This window comes from Chryseobacterium sp. AG363 (assembly GCF_003610675.1).
In the GTDB taxonomy this organism is placed as follows: domain Bacteria; phylum Bacteroidota; class Bacteroidia; order Flavobacteriales; family Weeksellaceae; genus Chryseobacterium; species Chryseobacterium cucumeris.
In genome coordinates this window covers 921,091-943,741 of record NZ_RAQF01000002.1, presented here as the reverse complement: position 1 = coordinate 943,741, position 22,651 = coordinate 921,091, and the positions used below count along the sequence as shown (strand labels likewise).

The following is a 22,651-nucleotide window of genomic DNA, read 5'->3' as shown; positions in this document are numbered from 1 at the left end:
TTATGGAATATTTTTGCCTATTAAAAAAATAAAATGAAAAGGTCTTCTATAAAAGATATTGCTAAACTGGCAGGAGTTTCCGTAGCCACAGTATCTTATGTTCTCAACAGAAAGGAAGGGCAACGTATCAGCGAGGAGACCCGTAAAAAAATTTTTGAAATTGCTGAAACGATTAACTATACTCCCAATAAGATTGCAAAAAGTCTTAAAACGAATAAGACCAAGCTGCTGGGGCTCATCGTTGCAGACATTTCCAATGACTTCTATTCTCATATAGCAAGGAATCTGGAAGATAAAGCTTTACAATTAGGTTATACCCTGATTATTGGTAGTTCTGACGAAAATGCAGAAAAATTTGAAAAACTTACCCAGCTTTTTTCACAGCAGCAGGTAGATGGAATGATCGTTGCTCCTGTAGCAGGATCAGAAAAGACGCTTGAAAACCTTATTCAGCTTAAATATCCTGTTGTAACGATCGACAGGTATCTTAAAGGTGTTTCTGTTCCGGGAATTACCATTGATAATCAGGAGATAGCCGAGAGAACAACCAGCCTGCTTCTTAATAAGGGTTTTGATAAAATGATCTACATTGGTTACGAAACTGAACTTCCGCATCTGCTGGACCGACAGCATGGTTTTGAAAAGGCAATAAGCTCTTCCAGCAAAACAGCTGATATACAATATCTTCTGGTGGGATTAGAAAATATAGCACAAGAGGTACGTGCTCAGCTTGAAAATAGCCTGGGAAAACGACCTGAAAATACCGCGTTATATTTTTCCAGTAATAAACTTGCGGTAGCAGGACTTTCCTATCTCGTTAAAAACGATATAAAAGTTCCGGAACAGGTCTCTGTAATCGCATTTGATGAAACCGATGCTTATGACCTCTTCCCTACGGAAATCACCTACATCCAACAGCCGATTGAAGAAATGGCAGAAGAAGCAATTAAGCTTCTGGACGGGCAAATCACTGATTATACAGCTACCGGAAAGAGAATAACATTATCCGCAAAGCTGGTTGCTAAAGCCTCTTTAAAATAATTAATCTGATATAAAACATTTTTTTTAAACAATAACTTAAACGTTTAACTTAATATGATAACAAATAAATCAAACTATGTGGTGTGCTTCGGAGAAGTTCTGTGGGACATCTTCCCTGCCGGTTCCAGAGCTGGTGGTGCACCATTTAACGTTGCCTACAATCTTTTCAAAATGGGAATCGATACCAAGATGCTAAGCCGTATAGGAAATGATGATTTAGGACATCGACTTCTTAATCAGATCCAGGATTGGGGAATAACCACAGATTTTATACAGGTAGACCAGGAAAAAGCCACAGGAACGGTCATTGCTGATTTTGATGAGCATGGAGAGGCTGCATATGATATTGTACAGGATGTTGCCTGGGATTACATCCAGCCTTTTCCGGAGCATAAAGAACTGATACAAAACTCAGAAGCATTTGTTTTTGGAAGTCTGATCACAAGAAATGAAACATCCCGGAATACTCTGCTGGAACTTTTGGAATATTCAAAATTCAAAGTTTTTGATGTTAACTTCCGCCCTCCTTTTATTGATTTTGAATTCATTAAAAAATTATTGCATAAAGCTGATCTTGTTAAAATGAATAAGGCAGAACTCAGAACCATTCTTGAATATCTAGGTGAAGAGTATATTGACGAAGATACAAGCATCAGACATCTCCAGGCTTATTTTAATTTAAATGAAATCGTCCTTACCAAAGGAAGTAAAGGCGCCCGATACTTTGTGGGGAATATTGCGTATGATTTCCCGGCAGTTCATATTGAAATTGCAGATACTGTGGGCAGTGGAGATTCTTTTCTGGCTGGGTTCCTGTCTAAAAGAATTCAGCGAAGATCTCCGGAAGAGATCATGAAACAGGCCACATCACTGGGTGCTTTTATCACTTCGAAATCGGGGGCATGCCCTGATTACACTTATGAAGAATTCAAAGCATTCAGAGAAAAAAACAGCTGTAAAACCTCTTAAAACATACGATATGAATACTCCAAAATTTACAGATAAGAAATATTACATCATTCTGTCATTTGTTACGTCCTTATTCTTCTTCTGGGCCATTGCGCTTACCATGGGTGATGTACTGAATAAGCATTTTCAGAATGTCCTCCATATTTCGAAATCCAAATCTGGCTTGGTACAGCTTTCCATCTTCGGGGCTTATGCACTCATGGGAATTCCGGCGGGTCTTTTTATGAAAAGATTTGGTTATAAATTAGGCGTTATACTAGGGCTTTCGCTTTTCGCCCTGGGAGCCTTTCTGTTTATTCCGGCAGCCGACACTTCCTCATTTAACTTTTTCAGACTGGCTCTTTTTGTCCTTGCGATGGGAATGGCAACCCTTGAAACGGTAGCCCATCCTTTTGTAGCCGCTTTAGGGGATGAAAGAACAAGTGATCAGAGGGTTAATTTTGCACAGTCATTTAATGGTTTGGGAGCCATTATCGGACCTTTGCTGGGAGGGTACTTCATTTTCGGAACGCCTGATACAGGATCAGGATCCCTGGATTCCGTAAAAAGTCTTTATACATGGATTGGGATTGTCATTCTCGCGATTACCATAATTTTCAGCTTTATAAGAGTACCGGACCTTAAAGACCCTCATGCTGAAGATATCATCACTTCAGACAATGAAAAAGGAGAAGACCAGTCTGTATCAGATCCGCACGCACCGCTCTACAAGCAGAGACATTTTATATTTGCCGTTATTGCCCAGTTCTTTAATATTGCCGCACAGGGCGGGACATGGGCCTATTTTATCAATTACGGGGTAGAAAAAATGCACCTTCCGGAGATACAGGCTTCCTATTATTTTTCTTTAAGTATGGCGATGATGATGATCGGAAGATTTATCGGGACTTTCCTGATGAGATTCATTGCACCCAACAAACTGTTGGCTATTTTTACCGCATGTAACATCATTCTGTGCCTTATTATTTCCCAAAGTTTCGGATGGGTATCATTTATAAGCCTTATTTTGCTCAACCTGTTCCTGAGTGTGATGTATCCTACTATTTTCAGTCTTGGACTTAAAAGATTAGGGTCAAAAGTTCAGCAGGCTTCCTCATTTCTGGTTATGGCGATGTTTGGAGGTGCTGTTTTCCCTCCGATTATGGGTAGAATTGCAGAAAAAGACATTGCCCATGCCTATCTCCTTCCTATTCTCTGCTATGTCGTTATTTTATTATTTGCATTAAAATTCTACAAGCCCAAAACACTTAAATAATCCCTATGAAAACAAAGCTTTTATTAGCCTGGGGCATTTTACTTATATGCGCCGGAAGGGGAATTAATGCCCAGATCACAATAACCAACAAAAAATTTTCCTTTGGGACAACAGGAAGAATCGGAGCTGGTTATTCTCCAAATGCTGATGGCAAAACCGGGAGACAACTGAATCTGAACAATCAGGGATCTTTAGGAGGCAGAATGGATCAGGGAGATTACGTAGATTTCTTACCAGCCTTCCATTTTAGCCCGGTGGTAAACGGTGACAGTACCAAAAGTACAAAGATCGATATGCAGGCAAGACTGAGCTTTTATTCAGGAGGAACTTTTCTGGGAAATGTAGATTCAAAATCCAATCAGGGGATGATTATTGCCTTGCCGGAAGCCTTTGTTGAGGCCAGAAATATTATGGGAAGTGACTGGGATGTCTGGGCGGGATCAAGATGGCTGAGATATGATGATATTCATATTGCAGATTATTTTTATTTTGATGACCATTCGGCAACCGGTTGGGGTGTAAGGCACAAAAACACACGATTTTCCATGTTTTTCCCGGCGGCTATTGATACCGCGGCCAGCAACTCCACTCCTTATTCTTACACCAATGTGATCAGCGGATCAAAAAACCTGATCTACAGACAAAGAGAAGTTTTTGTCCTTGAGCAGACGCTGCCATTTAAAAATACAAAACACAAGCTGAAACTGATGGCGGAATTTCATCATGTAGAAAAATCAGGAGAAAATTCTGTAGAGCAATACCCATCGGATCAGGGCTGGGTTTTTGGAGCTAAATTAAATACAGATATTGCAACGACAATTCCGGGTTCATTCAATCAGTTTTCTGTAAGATACGGGAGCGGAATTGCCAATGGAGGTGATAATGGTAATACACAGACCTGGCGAACCTACGGAGCTCCTGATGAGGTCACAAAAACGTATAAAGGAGCTTACTCTTTTACGGTTGTTGAACATTTCCTCTGGAATATCTCAAACCGCTGGTCACTTAATCCCTATGCAGTTTTCACCAAAAGTAAAGGAGGATCAACCAGTACTGATAAAGCGATGGACTATTATAACCGTGAAATTTTCAACAAAAAAACAGAGTTTAATACCGGTATAAGAGCGACCTATTATTTCAACAACTGGTTTCATATCCTTTCTGAGTTCCATTATGCCACCCGAAAAAACGGAACGCAGGATGCTGCATCGATGATGAAGCTGGTTTTAGCTCCTACCATCGTACCTACTGCGGAAAGAAGTGTATGGGCAAGACCCCACATCCGTTTTATTGCAGAAGTATCAAGGTATAATGATGAAGCTATGAAAAGTCTTTACTCACCGTTTTTACAGCAGTCAGGAGCCAAAAGATATGGGACTTATTTCGGAATACGGACAGAATGGTGGATTTTTTAAATTAAATAAAAAAAATAATGAATATAAAATTAGGGGCTTCCCTACTCTCCTGGATCACGCCATTATGGAATGCAGAATCAGGAAAATATGCAATAGAAAAAACCGCTCAGGCCGGGTTTGATCTGATTGAAATACTGTTACCCGCATCAATGGATTTTGACGCTGTCACCGTAAAAAAACAATTGAAAGACAATCATCTGGAAGCAGTATGTTCGCTGAATCTTCCCAAAGATGCTCATATTGCGTTTGAGCCTGAAGCTGCGGAAAAGCTTATCAAAAAAGCCATCGATAAAGTATATGAGTTGGAAACCCATCTTCTGGCTGGTGTCCTGCATGGCGGAATCGGTGTTTTTACCGGAAAACCACTCACAGAAAACGAAAAAGAAATCATTGCTGATGTGTGGTGCAATGTGGCGGATTACGCCCAGGCCAAAAGTATAGATATCGCCATAGAACCTATTAACCGCTATGAATCCTATGTCTGCAATACAGCAGAAAATGTACTTGAACTTATTAAGAAAACGGGCCGAAATAATCTCTTCCTTCACCTTGATACCTTCCATATGAATATCGAAGAAAATAATTTTTATGACCCGATTATCAAATCCGGAAAAATGCTGAAGCACATTCATGTGACAGAGTCTCACCGGGGTATGCTGGGAGAAGGAACTGTCAACTGGGAAGAGTTTTTCGCGGCATTGAAAAAAATTAATTTTGAAGGGAATCTCGTTCTTGAAAATTTCAGTTCCTCAATTCCGGAAATGCAGGAAAAGGTTTCATTATGGCAGAAATCACCTTATGATGCTCAAACATTGGCAGAAGGAAGTCTTGCCTTTTTAAAGAAGCATCTCAGCTGATAAAATTATCTGTTATATTATTCTGAAACTTATGGAAAGCGGAGATTGTCCGCTTTTCACCGATTGATTCTGCCCGTTCGCCGAAAATACCGATCGTTTTATAGGATTATGGCTGACCTTTACATCAGAAAAAAGCAATAATGCTCAACTAAAATCTTATTATTATGAAAACAAAAATCGGAATTACAGAAAAAAACACAGAAGCTGTTGCAGAACAATTAGCAAAATTATTGGCAGATGAAACACTGCTTTACATTAAAACAAGAAATGCCCACTGGAACGTAACCGGAGATAACTTCCATGCCAATCACATTTTCTTTGAAGAACAATACAAACAACTGGATGAACTTATTGACAGCGTTGCAGAACGCATGCGTAAAATCGGCCATTATGCACCGGCCACGATGAAAATCTATCTGGAACTGACTCATTTAACAGAATACAGTGAAAGAACAAACGATGGTCTGGGATACATGAAGGATTTATTGAGTGATCATGAAAGCATTATCGAATTTCTCCGCGGAAACATCACCCCATTTGCAGAAAAGTATAAAGATTACGGTACCAGCGATTTTATTACAGGTCTGATGGAAACCCATGAAGAAATGGCATGGATGATCCGTTCCTATTTCAGATAACACAAAATAAAAAAGTTATAATTATCTTTGTGTAAACCATAAATAACTATACCTATGAAAGCCTTAATCGTGGATGATAATGATATTGCAAGAACAACATTAGCACACCTCGCCAAACAGGTTCCGGATCTTTCCATCGTCAGCGAGTTTTCCAATGCTATAGAAGCTTATCATTATCTTCAGTCCAATTCCGTCGATCTGATATTTCTCGATATAGAAATGCCGGAAATGACAGGAATTGAGCTCACGAAAACGCTTTCCGGTAAAGAGACCATCATTATTTTCACGACCTCGAAAAAAGAATATGCACTGGAAGCCTTTGAGCTTAATATTGCAGATTACCTTCTGAAGCCCATTATGCCGGTAAGATTTCTGCAGGCTGTAAGCAAGGCACAGACGATTCTTGAAAGCAGAAAAGAAAATGTTGAAATCACAAGGGATGAGTTTCTTTTTGTAAGGGATTCCAATATTACAAGGCGCCTAAAGCTGGATGATATTTTCTATGCAGAAGCTATGGGTGATTATGTAAAATTTTACACCAAGGAAAAGATGTTTGCCATTCACGGCAAAATGAAAACGGCTGAAGAACGTCTTCCCAAGGATCATTTTATAAGAGTTCACCGTTCCTATATTGTTTCAGTAGGCAAAATTGACACCCTGCAGGACGGCGGTATTATGATCAATGGCAAATTCATTCCTGTGGCAGACGCATACAGAAAAGCTCTCAATACACGAATGAATGTCTTTTAGCCGTTACAGGCAATCAAACATTTAAATTCGGTTTGATTTAAGCCCGTGAACAGTTCCGGGTCTATCTTGACTTTTTACCGGTATTTTATCTTAAAATCAGACCGTTAATTATGAAAAACATATCTTCAGTAATGGATAACAAACGATTCAGCTATTTTATTATCCTGACATTTATTGCGGGCTCACTCCTATTGATAGCTGTTCAGCTCAATTCTGCAGGAAATACCAAGGCGCTGATTCAGAATAACAATACCTTGCTGAGCGAATTGCGTTCAAGCAATCATTTGAGGGAGATAGACCGTGATATTCTGGGAGTGGAAAGCAGAATCAGGGCGTCTATTGCAACGAATGATACCACCCATCTTGAAGGCATTGACCAAAAAATCAGTCAGATTGAAAATTTCCTGGATTCTCTTTCCAAGGACAATGTAAATGCTGAGGAAGAAAAGCTGATTCACAGATTAAGCGTTCTTGCCATGGAAAAGAAAACAACCAAAGATAAACTCCTGCACCGTTATCTTTCTGTTGGAAACATGGACGATAATACCTCCATTGCCAACCCGCGTGCAAGAAAAATTTCTAATGAAATCACCAGCATCACGGCTAAAATATATGAAAGCAGAAAGCTGAATATGGTTGAACTCAGCCAGAAAAGTGAAGAAATGGGGCAAAAAGCAAGATTCTATGATATTTCTTTACTGATCTTACTGATTTTGAGCGGTTCTGTCGTTGGATATCACATTCTCAGACAGTTCAAACGCCAGAGGTTACTTATAAGCGAACTTGATATTGCCGAGAAAAAAGCGTTGGTAGCAGCACAGACCAAAGAAAATTTCCTTGCCAATATGAGCCACGAAATCAGAACTCCTTTAAGCGGAATTCTCGGGTTTACCAATCTGCTGCAAAAACGCCCACTGGATGAAACCTCAGCAGAATTTGTCTCTTCAATACAGCGTTCCGGAGAAAACCTGATGGCGATCATCAATGACATTCTGGATTTATCTAAAATAGAAGCCGGGATGATGCGCATTACCCCTGGAATTTTCAGCATCAACGGTCTCGTTAATTCCGTAGAAACATTTTTTACAGAACGGGCCAAAGAAAAAGGACTTACCATTTCCAGTACGATTGATCCTTCAATTCCTGACACATTGGTGGGAGATGCCACAAGACTGACGCAGATTTTAGTGAACCTGATCGGAAATGCCATAAAATTTACTCATCAGGGAAATATTTCTGTTGAAATCTACAGTAAACAGCAAACAGAGAACGAAGCTGTTCTGGGATTTAAAATTTCAGATACGGGAATAGGAATTGACAAAGAAAAGCTTACTGAAATATTCGAAAGATTCAATCAGGGAGAAGATTCAACGACAAGAAATTACGGTGGAACAGGATTAGGTTTATCCATAGTGAAAAGCCTAATTGTACTGCAAAAAGGAAACATCGAAGTAAGCAGTGAACAAGGCAAAGGAACTACTTTTCATTTCTATATTCCTTACGGAATTGCTGAGGAACAGCTTACTGTCATTCCAGCTGTTGATCCCCACTATTTTAAAGATAAGTCTAATACGCCCCTGAAAGTATTGGTGGTTGATGATAATGTGATCAATCAAAGCCTGATGAAACATTTGCTCTCCCAGTGGAATATTGATTTTCATATTGCATCGAATGGTCTTGAAGGAGTAAGCTATCTCAAAAGCAATGCATGCGATCTGGTTTTAATGGATATACAGATGCCGCAGATGGACGGCTATGCTGCCACCCAGAAAATACGGGAAGAACTCAGACTGGATATTCCGATCATCGCAATGACCGCCCATGCGCTGGCAGGAGAAAGAGAAAGATGCCTGAGCCGTGGGATGAACGAATATATTCCTAAGCCTGTCAATGAAGAAGAGTTGTTTATGCTTATTTCGAAACTCGGGTTTAAAGAAAATAATAAAAACGAAAAGAAAACCGAAAATCCATCATCTGACTATCAGTATATTGATCTCACTTATATGCACACGGTGAGCGGCGGCGATAAAAGCTTCGAACAAATGGTCACTCAACAGTTTATTGAGAATATTCCCAATCATCTACAGAAATTGACAACAGCTTATGAAAACCGGGATTTTTCAGGGATGAAACTGTGGGCTCATGATCTGAAATCCAGCATTGCCATCATGGGATTACATCCTCTGTTAAAGGAAAAACTTGATATTCTTGAAAGAGCATCAGCAGAAAATACTGATCAGCAAAAAATACTGGCAGAAGTACAGAAGGTTTTGTTGAAAGCTGTTTCTGAAGCTGAAGCATTTTCAAAAACAATTTAAAAATAAGAAAAAATGAATTTATTTTCACCCATACACATTCGCAGTCTTACCTTAAAGAACAGGATTGCACTATCTCCTATGCAGCAATACAGTGCTAAAAACGGAGTTCCCGGCAACTGGCATCTCGTTCACCTTGGAAGCAGGGCTGTTGGCGGTGCAGGATTGATTCTTACCGAATGTACAGCCGTTTCAGAAGAAGGTCTGGCTACACTATCCGATGTAGGGATCTGGAACGATGAACAGAAAAATGCCTGGAAAAACATCGTAAATTTTGTGCATGAACAGGATGCCAAAATAGGAATTCAACTATGGCATGCAGGAGGAAAAGGCAGCCTGAAACATCCCAATGAAAGAATGAAACCTCTCACTCCGAAAGAAGGAGGCTGGACGGTAAAATCATCTTCTGCCCAGGAATTCAACGGAGTTTTTGCTGCAGAACTCACCATTGATGAGATCCAGGAACTGAAGACTAAATTCGTTAAAGCAGCCCTTCGTGCTCTTGAAGCAGGGTTTGATACCATTGAACTTCATGCGGCACATGGTTACCTGTTCCATCAGTTTTATTCCGCAGTGATCAACAAAAGACAGGATGAATATGGCGGAAGTTTTGAAAACAGGATCCGTTTCCTTGTAGAAACCGTTCAGGAAATCAGAAAAGTTATTCCTGCTGAGATGCCTCTGTTCGTACGAATTTCTTCAGTTGACTATATAGAATCCGAGGAAGCCTGGACTCTGGAAGACAGCATTAAACTTTCAGAGATCCTTAAAGAAAATGGTGTAGATTTCATTACTGCTTCCGGCGGCGGATTTACCAATGTAAGCAAGGATAAGGTATTTCCCGGATATCAGGTTCCTTTTGCAAAAGCGATTAAAGAACAGACCGGGATTTTAACAGGAGCTGTTGGAATGATTACGGAAGCAGAACAGGCTAATGATATTATTGTCAATGGAGATGCAGATCTGGTAATCATTGCCCGGGAACATCTGAGAGATCCTTATTTTGCTATTCATTCTGCCAAGACATTAGGTATTGAAACAGAAATTCCGTGGCAGTATAAAAGAGCGTATTAAATTAACCCATAAAAATCAGTTATGGAAAATCAGGGTGCTTCAGTAGTCATTACCCATCATATTCTGGATGGAAAACAATCACAGTATGAAAAATGGCTGGACGAAATTATTCCTGTCACCAGGCATTCGGAAGGCTTTATTGATCTTCAGATTGTTCGTCCTATTCCCGATCTGACTTTTGTATACACTTTCATTATCCGTTTTGATACGATTAATCATCTTAAAAGCTGGATGGAGTCGGATAACCGGAAAAAACTCATTGAGAAAGCCAATCCGCTGTTCAGAAAAAATGACCATTATCAGATCAGATCCGGGCTTGATTTTCTTTTTACGACAGAAAATGAAGGGAATAAAGTTCCGGTACGCTGGAAACAGTTTCTGGCAACCTGGTCCGCCATTTATCCGCTGTCTGTTCTTATTCCTGCTTTGATCATTCCTTTTTTAAGATTTTTATATATTCCACCCAATCATTATTCTGATGGATTCATCAATTCGGGTATCATTGTTTTTCTGATGGTATTTGTCGTCATGCCCAATTATACGAGACTGATCAAAAAATGGCTGTATAAATAACCACATTTAAAAACTATCCTTTATCAATCACTGTAACCTACAGTGATTTTTTTGTTTCAGGAGCGTTCCCTGTTATCGTTTGAACATCATCAGCTTATTCAACGATTGTTTTCGCCTGTTGAGCGAACAGCAGGCAAAATTAAAACAACCGGTTTGTAGCTTTACATCATCAATAACATAAAAATCAAAATCAACAACTATGGAAATCTTACAAACTCCCGAAAACGCACTATCTCATTCAAGCGTAAGTGCCATCATCAATGCACCCATTGAAAAAGTGAATATCGCAGACTGGCTGCTTAATCTGCCGGATGCCGAATACCAACGCTGCTCTACCCAGCATATTGGAGCTGCTATTTCAGTTACCTTTGATGGTAAGCCGGTATCTTTAAATGTAGAAACCATTGGGGATGCTCTGATGGTACAGCATTATGTTGCAGATGTTCACCGTCCTGACTATTGCCGCATGCTTTCAATCTCTGATTCAATTACAAAAAACGGACGTACAAAAGTTCAGGTCTTATGGGAACTGAAAGTGACAAAGATTGATGAAAACACCTGTCTTTATACCAACGAAATTCATGCGACAGCTACTCCAGAAATGTTTGAATATATGAAAGATCATGGGATCAACCTTGCAGATGCAGCCGCATCCAGACAGGCTGCTTCTGACGCCCACAATCATGAAGAAACACCAAACTTTGCAAAAAGCATTGAAAATAAAGCACTGACAGGTCAATATAACCAGCCTTTTTAAAAAAGTAGCAACCCTCTATATCCTCAACGACTCATTTTGCCTTTTCACCGAATGACATCAAGAAAAAGTAAAATTCAGAAGTAGCTTTACAATAGCAAAAACAAAGAGCATTAATCACAAAAAAATAATATTATGAATCCATCATCATTAAGTTTCAGATACGAATTAGAAAAAAAGGAACCGCGTACCAGTGACGGTGGTACAACAAGAGGTGCTTCCGTAAAAGAATTCCCTACTTCTGTAGGTATTGCCGGAGTTTCCATGAGATTACAGCCCGGAAGCATGAGAGAGCTTCACTGGCATGCCAATGCCGCAGAATGGGCGTATGTAATTTCAGGAACAGTACGTACAACGATTATTCATCCGGACGGACGAAGTTATACTGATAATTTTGAACCCGGTGACGTATGGTATTTCCCGAAAGGCTACGGACATTCCATCCAGGCTACCGGAACAGAGGAATGTCATTTCATTCTGATTTTTGACAACGGTAATTTTTCCGAAGACCATACCTTCAGCGTTACAGATTTTGTGTCAAGTATGCCCCCTGAAATCGTTGCACAGAATTTAGGACTAAGCCTTGAAGAAGTAGCAGAACTTCCACAGAAAGAAGTTTACTTTGCAGCAGGAGTTGTTCCGGACGAACTCTCTGTGAATGCTGCAGCCCGTCCTGAGGAATCAGACATTGAACTGATAAGCCTTCACCGATATCCTCTGCATTCCCAACAGCCAAGAATCATTCTCGGCGGCGGTCTCCAAAGATTGGTTACGAGTAAGGAATTTCCGATCAGCACCACAATGGCCGGTTCTGTACTGGAGCTGCAGCCCGGTGCTTTAAGAGAAATGCACTGGCATCCGAATGCGGATGAGTGGCAGTATTTTATATCCGGACAGGCAGAAATGTCGGTATTCCTGGCAGAAGGAGTTTCTGTTACAGAACAGTTCAATGCCGGTGATGTAGGTTATGTACCTATGGGAGCCGGACATTATATCAAAAATACCGGAGATACCGTCTGTAAGGTATTGATCGGATTTAACAGCGGTACCTATGAATCCATTGATATCAGCGAATGGCTGGCAGAAAACCCGAAAGATGTGGTCATCACGAATTTCGGACTGAAGGAAGGAGAAATAGAGAAATTTCCGGAAAAGAAAGTATTCATCAAACCTGGAAAATAGCGTCTGTGCTTCCGGAAACAAAAATCCTGCTCCCTGACAAGACCGTCAGAACACAGGAGAAACTGGCAGTATTCCTTGCTTTTATCGCAGGATATACAGATGCCACAGGACTGATACGATGGAAAACCTACGTTTCTTTTATGAGTGGCAATACGACCCAATTAGGTGCAGCAGTTTTCAGTGAAAAATATGGTGTTATCATCAGTTCTGTCATTGTAATCAGCTTTTTTCTGGTGGGGATTTATACAGGAACGTGTCTATCATTATCAAAGAAGTTCAGAAGCGCAAAGATGATCTTCTACACGGTTTCCGGCATCATGATCCTTTACAGTATCACTGATTACTATGAGCATATTGCCAATGAAGTGTCTATAGCTGTTATCGGTTTCTCAATGGGTCTTATGAATACCATTGTCACATCGGTAGGTAACCAAAAGATCAACACCGATTTTGTGACAGGAACTTTAAACAGTCTGGCAAAAACAGCTGCTCTTTTTGTCATGAGTAATCAGGCAGAGGAGCGGAAGGAATACAGAGTGAATATTTTTCATTTGTTATTCTTATGGGTGGGTTTCCTCTCGGGTGCTTTAGTTGCTCCTTTCCCGCTCTCCTGTTTAGGAAACTGGACACTGATTTTTCCCGCGGCCTTACTGCTCATCTGCGCGTTAACAATACCAATTCCAACGATTAAAAACTAATCCTATGCTAGAAAAAAATACGGTTGCCCCTGATTTTACATTATTTGCAACCCCGGATCAGAAGATTACCTTATCAGAATTCAAAGGACGAAATGTCATTATTGCATTTTACCCGGCAGACTGGAGCCCGGTGTGCAGTGACCAGATGGCATTATACAACGAAATGCTGAAGTATTTCAAAAAATATGATGCGGAGATTTTCGGAATTTCCGTAGATAGCAAATGGTGCCATCTGGCATTTTCACAATCCAGAAACCTGCACTTTCCACTGCTTGCAGACTTTGAAGCCAAGGGAGAAACAGCCAGGAAATATGGTGTTTACAATGACGAAGAAGGAGAATGCAACAGAGCCATTTTTGTCATCAATAAAGACGGCATCATCGAATGGAGCTACCTCTCTCCCACCGCCATTAATCCTGGTGCAGACGGAATTTTAGAAGCATTAGAAAACCTTAACACAAAATAATTATGTCACTTAAACCATCAGTCAGCAATGCTGACCACACTCAGGGCAGCTCAGATGCCAGCTTAGTCATTGTAGAATACGGGGATTATCAGTGTCCTTACTGCGGAGCAGCCTATCCGGTTCTTAAAGAGTTACTAAAGGAATTTGGAGATCAGATCAGATTTGTATTCAGAAATTTTCCTCTGTCAGAAATGCATCAGTATGCAAGAACGGCAGCGCTGGCAGCAGAAGCGGCAGCTTTGCAGGGAAAATTCTGGGAAATGCATGATGCTATTTATGAAAACCAGGAATATCTGAATGCTGATCTTCCGTTAAAGCTTGCAGAAAAACTGGGATTAAATATTCCCCAATTCAAAGCTGATATTCATAAGAAGGAATTGGCAGAAAAGGTAGATACAGACTTTGAAAGCGGCATCATCAGCGGAGTGAACGGAACTCCTTCTTTTTTCATTAACGGAAATAAATTCAATGGCGGTGCAGAAGATCTTTTCCAGTTGGTACGTGAAAACACAGCCTATTAATCAGAAAATATTTAAACAAAATCAATTCATAACATTAAAAATAAACAACATGAGCACATTAACATTAAAAGACGGAACAGAAATTTTTTACAAAGATCAGGGAGAAGGACCTGTACTGATGTTTCACCACGGATGGCCTTTATCATCTGATGACTGGGATGCACAGGTAATTTTCTTTTTACAGAGAGGATACAGGGTGGTTACCCACGACAGAAGAGGTCACGGGCGTTCCAGCCAGAATATCTATAATCACACTATTGAACAATACGCTTCTGATGCCGCTGAGCTGGTTGAATTTTTAGATCTGAAAGATGTTGTACACATCGGGCACTCAACTGGTGGTGGTGAAGTAATCCGCTATGTGAATAAATACTCGAATGGAAGAGCTAAGAAAGCGGTTCTGATCAGTGCCATTCCACCGGTAATGGTGAAAAGTGAGAACAATCCTGACGGCGTTCCGATGGAAGTCTTCGACAATATCAGGGAACAGACTATGAATAACAGAAACCAGTTTTATTATGATCTGACTTTTCCTTTCTACGGCTACAACAGAGAAGGAGCGAACGTAAAAGACGGTGTACAGAGAAACTGGTGGAGACAGGGATTAATGGGCGGAATTGTAGCCCATTATGACGGAATTAAAGCCTTTTCGGAAACAGATTTAACCGAAGATTTAAAAGCAGTGGATATTCCTGTCCTGGTGATGCATGGCGAAGATGACCAGATCGTTCCTATTGCCAATGCAGCATTAAAATCAATTAAATTATTAAAGAACGGAAAACTGATCACGTATCCGGGATTCCCTCACGGAATGCCGACTACGGAACATCAAACCATTAATAAAGACCTTTTGGAATTTATCAGATCATAAGTATCAATACTTTTCTAAACAACAAAGATGAACCTTTCAAGGGTTCATCTTTTTATTATTCAAGACAATAGAACACATTGAAAAACAAAACTTTATAGTTCCACTATTTTTTACTTTTTATTCACCCTTTATTTTTGAAAGGTCAATCCCGAGTTTTGTAAATTCTTCTGTTCCTTTATCTGTAATGTAATATTGCCGTTCGGCAGGATTATCCTTGGCAATCCAGCCCTTCTCTACAAATTGTTCCAGCAGAAGCTGCCCTAATTTTCCTCCAATATGCTCATAGCAGGGTTTGGCGGGTTTTCTTGCGCTTGGTTTGTTCATATCCTTATATTTAATAGTGTTTCTGGTAGTATAGTTTTAGGAAATATCAATTCACATGCAGATAATCTTTAATTGTTTTCAGAACCCCGAAGCTGTCATTGGTACATGCTTCAAAATTAGCGATCTGCTTTACATTGGGATGCGCATTTTTCATGGCGTAAGAGTATTTGGCATTCTTCAGCATTTCTATATCGTTCATATAATCCCCGAAAGCCATTGTATTTTCAGGAGAAATACCCAAAGATTTCTGTAAGATTTTCAGAGCATTCCCTTTATTGATATCCTTATTCATAACATCCAGCCAATGCGCTCCTGAAATAACTACCTCAAGACCGAATTCTTCAAATTTTTTAAGAGCCGGATACAGGTGTTTTTCTGAACCATCAGGATGATAGACTGCTATTTTAAAAGCTGTATCATCAATTTTTTCCGTAAGATCATCCGTTTTCATATTTTCGGTATAATACTTTGAGAAAAAATCTACAAACTGCTGATCTTCGGTCTCATAATAAGCCATTTTTTTAGCAGATAATACAGCTTTGGCGCCTGGTATTTCACGAACAGCTTTGATGATCTCAACAATATATTTGTATTCCAGTGTATCGGCAAAAAGCTCCTGATCTTTATAGATAACATACCCTCCGTTTTCAGCAATAAAACCAATTTCACTTTCTATTTCTACGAAGTAATGGGTAATTCCCGGCATCTGTCTTCCGCTTGCGGGTACAAATACAATATTTCTTTTTTTCAGTTCTTTATAAACTTCTGCAAACTCAGGGCTCATTTCATGGCTGGAATTGAGAAACGTCCCATCCATGTCCGTCACAATTAATTTAATCTGTTCCATAATTTTATTTAAAAACAATATTCTGTTTGCAACAGAATCGTCATTTGCTTATTCTTTTCAAAGATATTGATTTATTATTTTTTCTTGCAATGAATGGTGGGAAGGTTTCTTAATATAGCTGCACTTTGTTCCGAAGTAATGTCCCGCTGAGACTTTGCCAGCATTTTCGTATAAAACTATTGGATAAAGTAATTAAATTCTTTCCGGTATTGAGAAGGGCTTTTTTGGATGTAATCTTTAAAAGTCCTGTTAAAATAGCTGAAGTTATTAAACCCTGATTCAAAGCAAACTTCTGTGATACTCAATGGCTGTTCCGCCAGAAGCTTAAGGGCATGGGTAATTCTGTATTCGTTAACAAACTGCGTAAAGGTCTTATTGGTAATTTTTTTAAAATAACGGCAGAAAGACGGCACTTTCATATTGGCAAGATCAGCCATTTCTTCGAGGGTTATAGCTTCTTTAAAATGATCTTTAACGTAATTGAAAATAAGATTAATTCTTTCATTGTCTTCAACCTGCGTCTGAAGGTAATATTTTCCTGCATTTAAAATCCTGTAATCCTGAGTCACAGACAGTTCATCCAAAATTTTCAGAAACCTGCACAGCTTGTCCAGTGAAGAAGTTTCATGCATCTCCGTAATCTCTTTCCCGATTGTTTTCTTCACCTCTTCCCCGAATACCATTCCTGCCTTTGACTTTTCCAGCAGAGCCGAAATCCTTTGCATCTCCGGTATATCCCAAACAGGTTCTCCCAGAAAATCAGGCTTAAACTGGATGACCATTTCATACTCATTATGCGTACTTTCATTGGTCAGTCCACAATGTGGAAGATTGCTTCCTATCAGTACAAGATCTCCTTCTGAAAAATAAGTGATACTGCTTCCGATCTGTCTCTTCCCGGAGCCTTTGCATACAAAAATAAGCTCAACCTCAGGATGGTAATGCCAGACATGAGATTTTATATTCTCATTAGTCAGAAATTTAAGACTGGTAAAACTGCTTCCTATAGTAGGTCTTACCGCCTCAAAAGAAGGATTTACATGTTTCATAGGACAAATACAAATAATTTCATATGCAAAATTAACAAATAATACATTAATATCATTAAACAAGGTTAATATAGTACATCAATATGAAAATTTAATTATAGCGTGAGAATTATTGCTGCAATAGCTTTGCAGTATTAATCCTAAAAGCCTTAACCCATGAGCACATTATTAAAAGCCGTATTTTTTGCAGGAGCCTTATTGTTCTCAGCAAACGTAATGAGTAAGGATAGAGATTTTTCCCTTTCCTTTGGAAATGTACAAGACAAAACCCTGAACTTTGAGCTTTCAAATGCTAAAAGTGTTTCTGTTTTTGTTTATAACACTGCACATGATGAACTATTTTCCGAAAATCTTAAAGATGGAGATCATGTGATGAAGACTTATGATTTTCAAAACTTTACACCGGGAACGTATTATCTGGTAGCAGAATCAGAAGCCAAGATAGAGAAATACAAGATAAAAATTAATGCTGATAATGTAATGGAGGTGGAAAAAACACCTGTAAGCGCTGTGAATAAGCCTGAATATACAATTTCCGGGCATATGGCCAAGCTTCACATGTCTGATGTAAAAGGTACTGTAAGCATTTCAGTATATGACCTTTCCAATACAACGTACTATACTTCGAATAAAAAATATGCTGACGGCAAGGTGGATATCACTTTTGATCTTGATCCTAAAACTGCTGATCAGTATATCATCCAGGTAGAAGAAAACGGAAATGTTTTTAATAAAATAATTTCTCTCCGATAAAACGGAATATACAGATAGATTGACCTATCGATCATTCCAATTATTTTGGATTAAAATTTTACTTACAGTTTATTGTTTTGAGGCAGCTCCATTTCCTAACAGAAAAAGAGCTGCCTCATTTTTTAATTGTGATGGCCCATGTTCAGTTTAATCTTTTTCAGATCTTCCAGTTCATGAATAGGACGTTCTGTGTCGTAAGGAATCGGCTTTTTGGAAAAAGTCTGGAAATACAGCAGGCAGGCATCTTTCCACCATACCGCATCCTTAGATTGAATTTTAAGCTTTGACTGAACATCAGCAAATCTCTGTTTATCAATATAAGGTTCCATTCTATCCCAGGTTTTCTGATAATCCCTTACCTTCTTCACCCCGGAATCATAGGTATAGCACAGCTCATCCCACAAAGATTTTCCATCTTTCATTGTATAATCCCACGGAACATGATGAAACCACAGGATAAGATTTTCCGGGCAGGTTGAGATATTTCCGTATCTTTCATTCAGTGGTGTAAAATACTGTGAAACCGCATTACTTCCTGTTTTTGTTCTGTCAAAACCTAACCCTTTAGCATCAGCCTGATGGTAATAGACAGGTGACCAGTCCGGTCTTCCGCCTTTATAATCTCCCCACGGTTCAGGGCCGTAGTGATGGCCTCCTGCAAAGATATGGTGTAATCCTAACGGCATCATATAATCCACAGCAGTTTCTCTTGAAGAAAGCATCATTTCTTTTACCGGATTCAGAAAGTTCTGATCATCTGTGAAGGTCATTTTAATCCATTCCTCCGCAATCTGCTCTGAAGTCAGCTGATGATTCCATGCTAATCTGCCGAATGCATACCAGTTGGCCTGAGCAAAATGATGTCCGGTCCAGTTGGTATCTTCCCCTATATTGGCAACGGCTGAAATGGCTGTCAATTTTGCAGGTCTTAATGTGCCGTCTGTAATTTTTGCAATCGTGGATCCCTGTCCGTCAGAATAAGTATCGCTGTCCAATGTTTCCTTGAATAATGGAGCCAGGAAAACGAGATGGTTTGAAAAGCCCAGATATTCCTGGGTGATCTGAAATTCTACCATTTCGGAAGTTTTTCTTAAAGCTCCGAAAAGTGGATTAAATGCTTCACGGGGCTGAAAATCAACAGGTCCGTTTTTGATCTGAATAATCACATTATCCCTGAATTTACCGTCCAGAGGTACAAATTCCAGATAAGCCTGTTTGGCTCTGTCGTCTTTGCTCGGACTGTATACAAAGGCTCTCCACATGACGATTCCGTTGTAAGGTTTTAAGGCATCAGCCAACATATTGGCTCCGTCTGCATGGGTTCTTCCGTAATCCTGAGGGCCAGGCTGGCCTTCGGAATTGGCTTTCACCAAAAATCCACCGAAATCAGGAATCAACTTGTAAATTTCAGCCGCTTTATCTTTCCACCATTTCTGTACGTCTTTATTCAATGGATCTGAGTTCTGTAATCCGCCCAGCGCTTTAGGTGAAGAAAAATTGACGGAAAGATATACCTTGATGCCATAAGGCCTGAAAATATCAGCCAGAACCCTTACTTTTTTAAGATAATCTTCCCTAAGCATATTGGGTGATGCATTCACATTATTCAAAACAACGGAATTGATTCCTACAGAAGCATTTGCTCTTGCATATTCTTCGTAGCGCGGAGAAATTTTATCCGGTAAATCTTCCCATTTCCAGAGTGATCTTCCGGCATATCCTCTTTCAATACTTCCCTCCAGATTATCCCAATGATCCAGAACCCTTACATCGTATGAGGGTTTTTCAACAGTATTTAAATGAGACAGGTCGGCTTTTGTCTGCTGTAATCTTAAAATATGATAGACTCCATACAACAGTCCTATTTCTTTACCCGCAGAAATAACAATTTTTTCAGGTGTGGAAACAATCCTGTAACCGTCTTTCAGGTTTTTCTCTTTGTTTTCGGTACGAAGTTCCACCGTCTGTCCCTGCCAGTGGCTGCCTAGCTCTTTTCTGGCAATATTCAGGGTTGGACTGCTGCTTCTGGAAATAATTTTATCTGCCGATATTCCGTTTTTTGCAGGAAACCGAAGCCAGAGCTGACTTCCGTCCTCCGCGAAAACCAGCAAAGGAAATATCAGAAAAAATAGAATGTTGAATCTCAGATATCGCATTGAAAAATTTTAAGTTATTAAAGATGACTATGACTGGTCATCAAGACCTTCAATCGTTTTGATTTTACCTTCGTGATCGTATTCCAGTTCAATCACTTTCATACTTCTCAGCCATGTTTTACCCCCACTCGGGACAGAATCATGGAAAAACAGATACCATTTCCCTTTGAATTCCACAATACTATGATGAGTGGTCCATCCTACCACCGGAGTAAGAATTTCACCCTGAAAAGTAAACGGTCCATAAGGAGTATCCCCGGTTGCATAACAAATCAGGTGGGTGTCTCCTGTAGAATAAGAAAAATAATATTTGCCATTGTACTGATGCATCCATGACGCTTCAAAAAAGCGGTGCTTATCACCATGCAGCAATGGTTTTCCGTTTTCATCGATGATGACAACGTCTTTAGGAGCTTCCGCAAATTGAAGCATATCATCGCTCAGCAGTGCCACTTTTGAATGGATTGCGGGTTCATCATTTTCTGGAATTATAGCAGATTCAAGTGCTTTATTATCTCTGTATCGCTGCAATTGTCCACCCCAGATCCCTCCAAAATACATATAATATTTTCCTTTATCTTCAAAAATGCAGGGATCGATGCTGTAACTTCCCATCATCGGATGTTTTTCAGGAATGAAAGGTCCGTAAGGTTTATCACTCACTGCAACACCGATTCTGAAGATATCATTTTGGTCTTTCAGGGGAAAGTACATATAATACTTCCCGTCTTTGAAGGCAACATCGCAATCCCAAAGCTGTCTTCCCGCCCATGGAATATCTTTTACCGAAAGTACTACACCATGATCTTTAATTTCTCCTCTGTCCACATTATCCATTGAGAAAACATGGTAATCATTCATATCAAAGTGGTCCCCGTTATCGTTTTCTTCAATTCCGCTTTCGCGGTCGTGAGAAGGATAGATATAGATTTTATCTTCAAAAACGTGAACGGAAGGATCTGCCATATAATCTTCCGGGAATAAATATTTTGATTTTTTCATTAAATAAAAATTCTATTGATTTTAATTTTTCTCTGCCAATTTTATTATTTTTTGTACCACAGGTTTCTCCTGATCTTTTCTGTCAAACAATAATGGGTAATCTGTTCTCCCTTTTACCGGGAAATCGTTTTTCCAGGATTGTTTGTCGGTAACTCCCCATAAGGTTACTCTTCTTATTTTATCTTTATGTTTTAAAAACAAGCTAAAGAAATCGAGGTAACGCTTTTCCCATTTCGCTTCTACTTCCTTGGGAAGTCCTTTGGTGTAAGGATTCATTTCTTTCTGATAGGCAACGGTATCGGAAACATTGGCAGAGCTACCCCACGGAGAAGGCAGTGCACTAATTTCCAGCTCTGTTATATTAACTTTAACTCCAGCATTGGAATAATCTACAATTGCTTTTTCATACTCATCCATAGAAGGGTTATCCATTCCGACGTGGGACTGCATTCCTACTCCATCAATACGGATTCCTCTTGATTTAAGTTTTTCAACCATTGCAATGACTGTTTTTACCTTTTCAGGATACCATTCATTATAATCGTTGTAATATAATTCTGCATTGGGATCGGCTTCCTGTGCATACTGAAATGCCAAAGGAATAAAATCCTCACCCAGGATTTCGTAAAATTTACTTTTTCTGTAGGTTCCGTCTTCAAGAATGGCTTCATTCACCACATCCCATCCTTTTACTTTTCCTTTGTAACGGGAAACTACGGTTGTAATGTGGTTTTTCATGCGTTGTTTCAACACTTCCGGAGAAACATCTTTTCCGTTACTGTCTAAAAAGAACCATTTTGGAAGCTGTGAATGCCAGATTAATGTATGCCCGATAATGAACATATTGTTTTTCAGTCCGAAATCAACAAATTTATCAGCATCATCAAAGAAGAACTTTCCTTCCTGAGGCTGCAGGAACATAGATTTCATACAGTTTTCCGCAACAACAGAGCTGAATTGTTTTTTGATAATCGCTGCGGCCTTCTGATCTGTCCCGTCAATCTGGGGAAGGCTCATGGCAGTTCCGATATAGAATTTATCCTGAAATGCTTTTTTTAAAGTACCGTCAGACTTCTGCGCCGACAGCCCGGAAGCGGTAAGAGCCGCCAAACCAATTAAAATACGTTTCATAGTAATTTTT

23 protein-coding genes are annotated in these 22,651 nt (G+C 39.6%); 17 read left to right on the top strand and 6 right to left on the bottom strand.

Annotation, left to right across the window (positions count from 1 at the left end; all coding sequences use genetic code 11):
- The first annotated feature begins 33 nt into the window (after positions 1-33).
- From DEU39_RS04145 to DEU39_RS04070, 16 genes are all read left to right on the top strand, one after another.
- Positions 34-1,041, top strand: a complete 1,008-nt coding sequence (locus tag DEU39_RS04145) for a LacI family DNA-binding transcriptional regulator (protein ID WP_120231041.1) — start codon at positions 34-36, stop codon at positions 1,039-1,041.
- 54 nt (positions 1,042-1,095) lie between these two features.
- Positions 1,096-2,010 carry a carbohydrate kinase family protein gene (locus tag DEU39_RS04140; RefSeq protein WP_120231040.1) on the top strand — a complete coding sequence of 305 codons (915 nt, stop codon included), beginning with the start codon at positions 1,096-1,098 and terminating at the stop codon, positions 2,008-2,010.
- Positions 2,011-2,020: 10 nt separating this feature from the next.
- Positions 2,021-3,265 carry a sugar MFS transporter gene (locus DEU39_RS04135; protein WP_120232186.1) on the top strand — a complete coding sequence of 415 codons (1,245 nt, stop codon included), beginning with the start codon at positions 2,021-2,023 and terminating at the stop codon, positions 3,263-3,265.
- 5 nt (positions 3,266-3,270) lie between these two features.
- Positions 3,271-4,680 carry a carbohydrate porin gene (locus DEU39_RS04130; RefSeq protein ID WP_120231039.1) on the top strand — a complete coding sequence of 470 codons (1,410 nt, stop codon included), beginning with the start codon at positions 3,271-3,273 and terminating at the stop codon, positions 4,678-4,680.
- Positions 4,681-4,697: 17 nt separating this feature from the next.
- Complete coding sequence (locus DEU39_RS04125) at positions 4,698-5,537, top strand: sugar phosphate isomerase/epimerase family protein (protein ID WP_120231038.1); 840 nt, start codon at positions 4,698-4,700, stop codon at positions 5,535-5,537.
- Positions 5,538-5,701: 164 nt separating this feature from the next.
- Positions 5,702-6,175: a Dps family protein gene (locus DEU39_RS04120; protein WP_002978775.1), complete on the top strand. Its 474-nt coding sequence runs from the start codon at positions 5,702-5,704 to the stop codon at positions 6,173-6,175.
- A gap of 54 nt (positions 6,176-6,229) precedes the next feature.
- Complete coding sequence (locus tag DEU39_RS04115) at positions 6,230-6,925, top strand: LytR/AlgR family response regulator transcription factor (protein ID WP_002978774.1); 696 nt, start codon at positions 6,230-6,232, stop codon at positions 6,923-6,925.
- 110 nt (positions 6,926-7,035) lie between these two features.
- Complete coding sequence (locus tag DEU39_RS04110) at positions 7,036-9,243, top strand: hybrid sensor histidine kinase/response regulator (protein ID WP_120231037.1); 2,208 nt, start codon at positions 7,036-7,038, stop codon at positions 9,241-9,243.
- A gap of 12 nt (positions 9,244-9,255) precedes the next feature.
- Complete coding sequence (locus DEU39_RS04105) at positions 9,256-10,314, top strand: NADH:flavin oxidoreductase/NADH oxidase (protein WP_120231036.1); 1,059 nt, start codon at positions 9,256-9,258, stop codon at positions 10,312-10,314.
- Between the two features lie 21 nt (positions 10,315-10,335).
- Positions 10,336-10,887 (top strand): antibiotic biosynthesis monooxygenase, encoded by a 552-nt coding sequence (locus tag DEU39_RS04100; RefSeq protein ID WP_120231035.1) that lies wholly within the window; start codon positions 10,336-10,338, stop codon positions 10,885-10,887.
- A 199-nt stretch (positions 10,888-11,086) separates the two neighbouring features.
- A complete protein-coding gene (locus DEU39_RS04095) occupies positions 11,087-11,644 on the top strand; it encodes a hypothetical protein (protein ID WP_120231034.1) in 558 nt (185 codons plus the stop codon).
- 132 nt (positions 11,645-11,776) lie between these two features.
- Positions 11,777-12,823 (top strand): cupin domain-containing protein, encoded by a 1,047-nt coding sequence (locus DEU39_RS04090; RefSeq protein WP_120231033.1) that lies wholly within the window; start codon positions 11,777-11,779, stop codon positions 12,821-12,823.
- Complete coding sequence (locus DEU39_RS04085; RefSeq protein WP_120231032.1) at positions 12,715-13,521, top strand: YoaK family protein; 807 nt, start codon at positions 12,715-12,717, stop codon at positions 13,519-13,521. Before DEU39_RS04090 ends, DEU39_RS04085 begins: the two co-directional genes overlap by 109 nt.
- Positions 13,522-13,525: 4 nt before the next feature.
- A complete protein-coding gene (locus DEU39_RS04080) occupies positions 13,526-13,987 on the top strand; it encodes a redoxin domain-containing protein (protein ID WP_120231031.1) in 462 nt (153 codons plus the stop codon).
- A gap of 2 nt (positions 13,988-13,989) precedes the next feature.
- Positions 13,990-14,508 carry a DsbA family protein gene (locus DEU39_RS04075; protein WP_120231030.1) on the top strand — a complete coding sequence of 173 codons (519 nt, stop codon included), beginning with the start codon at positions 13,990-13,992 and terminating at the stop codon, positions 14,506-14,508.
- A gap of 49 nt (positions 14,509-14,557) precedes the next feature.
- Complete coding sequence (locus tag DEU39_RS04070; RefSeq protein WP_120231029.1) at positions 14,558-15,379, top strand: alpha/beta fold hydrolase; 822 nt, start codon at positions 14,558-14,560, stop codon at positions 15,377-15,379.
- A 117-nt stretch (positions 15,380-15,496) separates the two neighbouring features.
- Here DEU39_RS04070 and DEU39_RS04065 read toward each other — a convergent pair whose 3' ends face one another.
- The 3 genes from DEU39_RS04065 to DEU39_RS04055 all read right to left on the bottom strand — a co-directional run bounded on the left by DEU39_RS04065 (position 15,497) and on the right by DEU39_RS04055 (position 17,599).
- Positions 15,497-15,703: a hypothetical protein gene (locus DEU39_RS04065; protein WP_062669825.1), complete on the bottom strand. Its 207-nt coding sequence runs from the start codon at positions 15,701-15,703 to the stop codon at positions 15,497-15,499.
- A 46-nt stretch (positions 15,704-15,749) separates the two neighbouring features.
- Entirely contained in the window at positions 15,750-16,550 is an 801-nt protein-coding gene (locus DEU39_RS04060) for an HAD family hydrolase (RefSeq protein WP_062669826.1), read from the bottom strand.
- A 176-nt stretch (positions 16,551-16,726) separates the two neighbouring features.
- A complete protein-coding gene (locus tag DEU39_RS04055; protein ID WP_120231028.1) occupies positions 16,727-17,599 on the bottom strand; it encodes an AraC family transcriptional regulator in 873 nt (290 codons plus the stop codon).
- Positions 17,600-17,755: 156 nt separating this feature from the next.
- On the opposite strand from DEU39_RS04055, the gene DEU39_RS04050 reads away from it, so the two are divergent.
- Entirely contained in the window at positions 17,756-18,352 is a 597-nt protein-coding gene (locus DEU39_RS04050) for a hypothetical protein (RefSeq protein ID WP_062669830.1), read from the top strand.
- 122 nt (positions 18,353-18,474) lie between these two features.
- Here the strand turns inward: DEU39_RS04050 and DEU39_RS04045 are convergent, their stop codons facing one another.
- Genes DEU39_RS04045 through DEU39_RS04035 form a run of 3 tightly spaced genes read right to left on the bottom strand, consistent with a single transcriptional unit; the run spans position 18,475 to position 22,641 of the window.
- Positions 18,475-20,508, bottom strand: coding sequence for an alpha-glucuronidase (locus DEU39_RS04045; protein ID WP_120231027.1), 2,034 nt, complete (start codon positions 20,506-20,508; stop codon positions 18,475-18,477).
- A 27-nt stretch (positions 20,509-20,535) separates the two neighbouring features.
- Entirely contained in the window at positions 20,536-21,510 is a 975-nt protein-coding gene (locus DEU39_RS04040) for a glycoside hydrolase family 43 protein (RefSeq protein ID WP_120231026.1), read from the bottom strand.
- Positions 21,511-21,531: 21 nt separating this feature from the next.
- Positions 21,532-22,641 carry an endo-1,4-beta-xylanase gene (locus DEU39_RS04035; protein ID WP_120232185.1) on the bottom strand — a complete coding sequence of 370 codons (1,110 nt, stop codon included), beginning with the start codon at positions 22,639-22,641 and terminating at the stop codon, positions 21,532-21,534.
- Positions 22,642-22,651 lie beyond the last annotated feature (10 nt).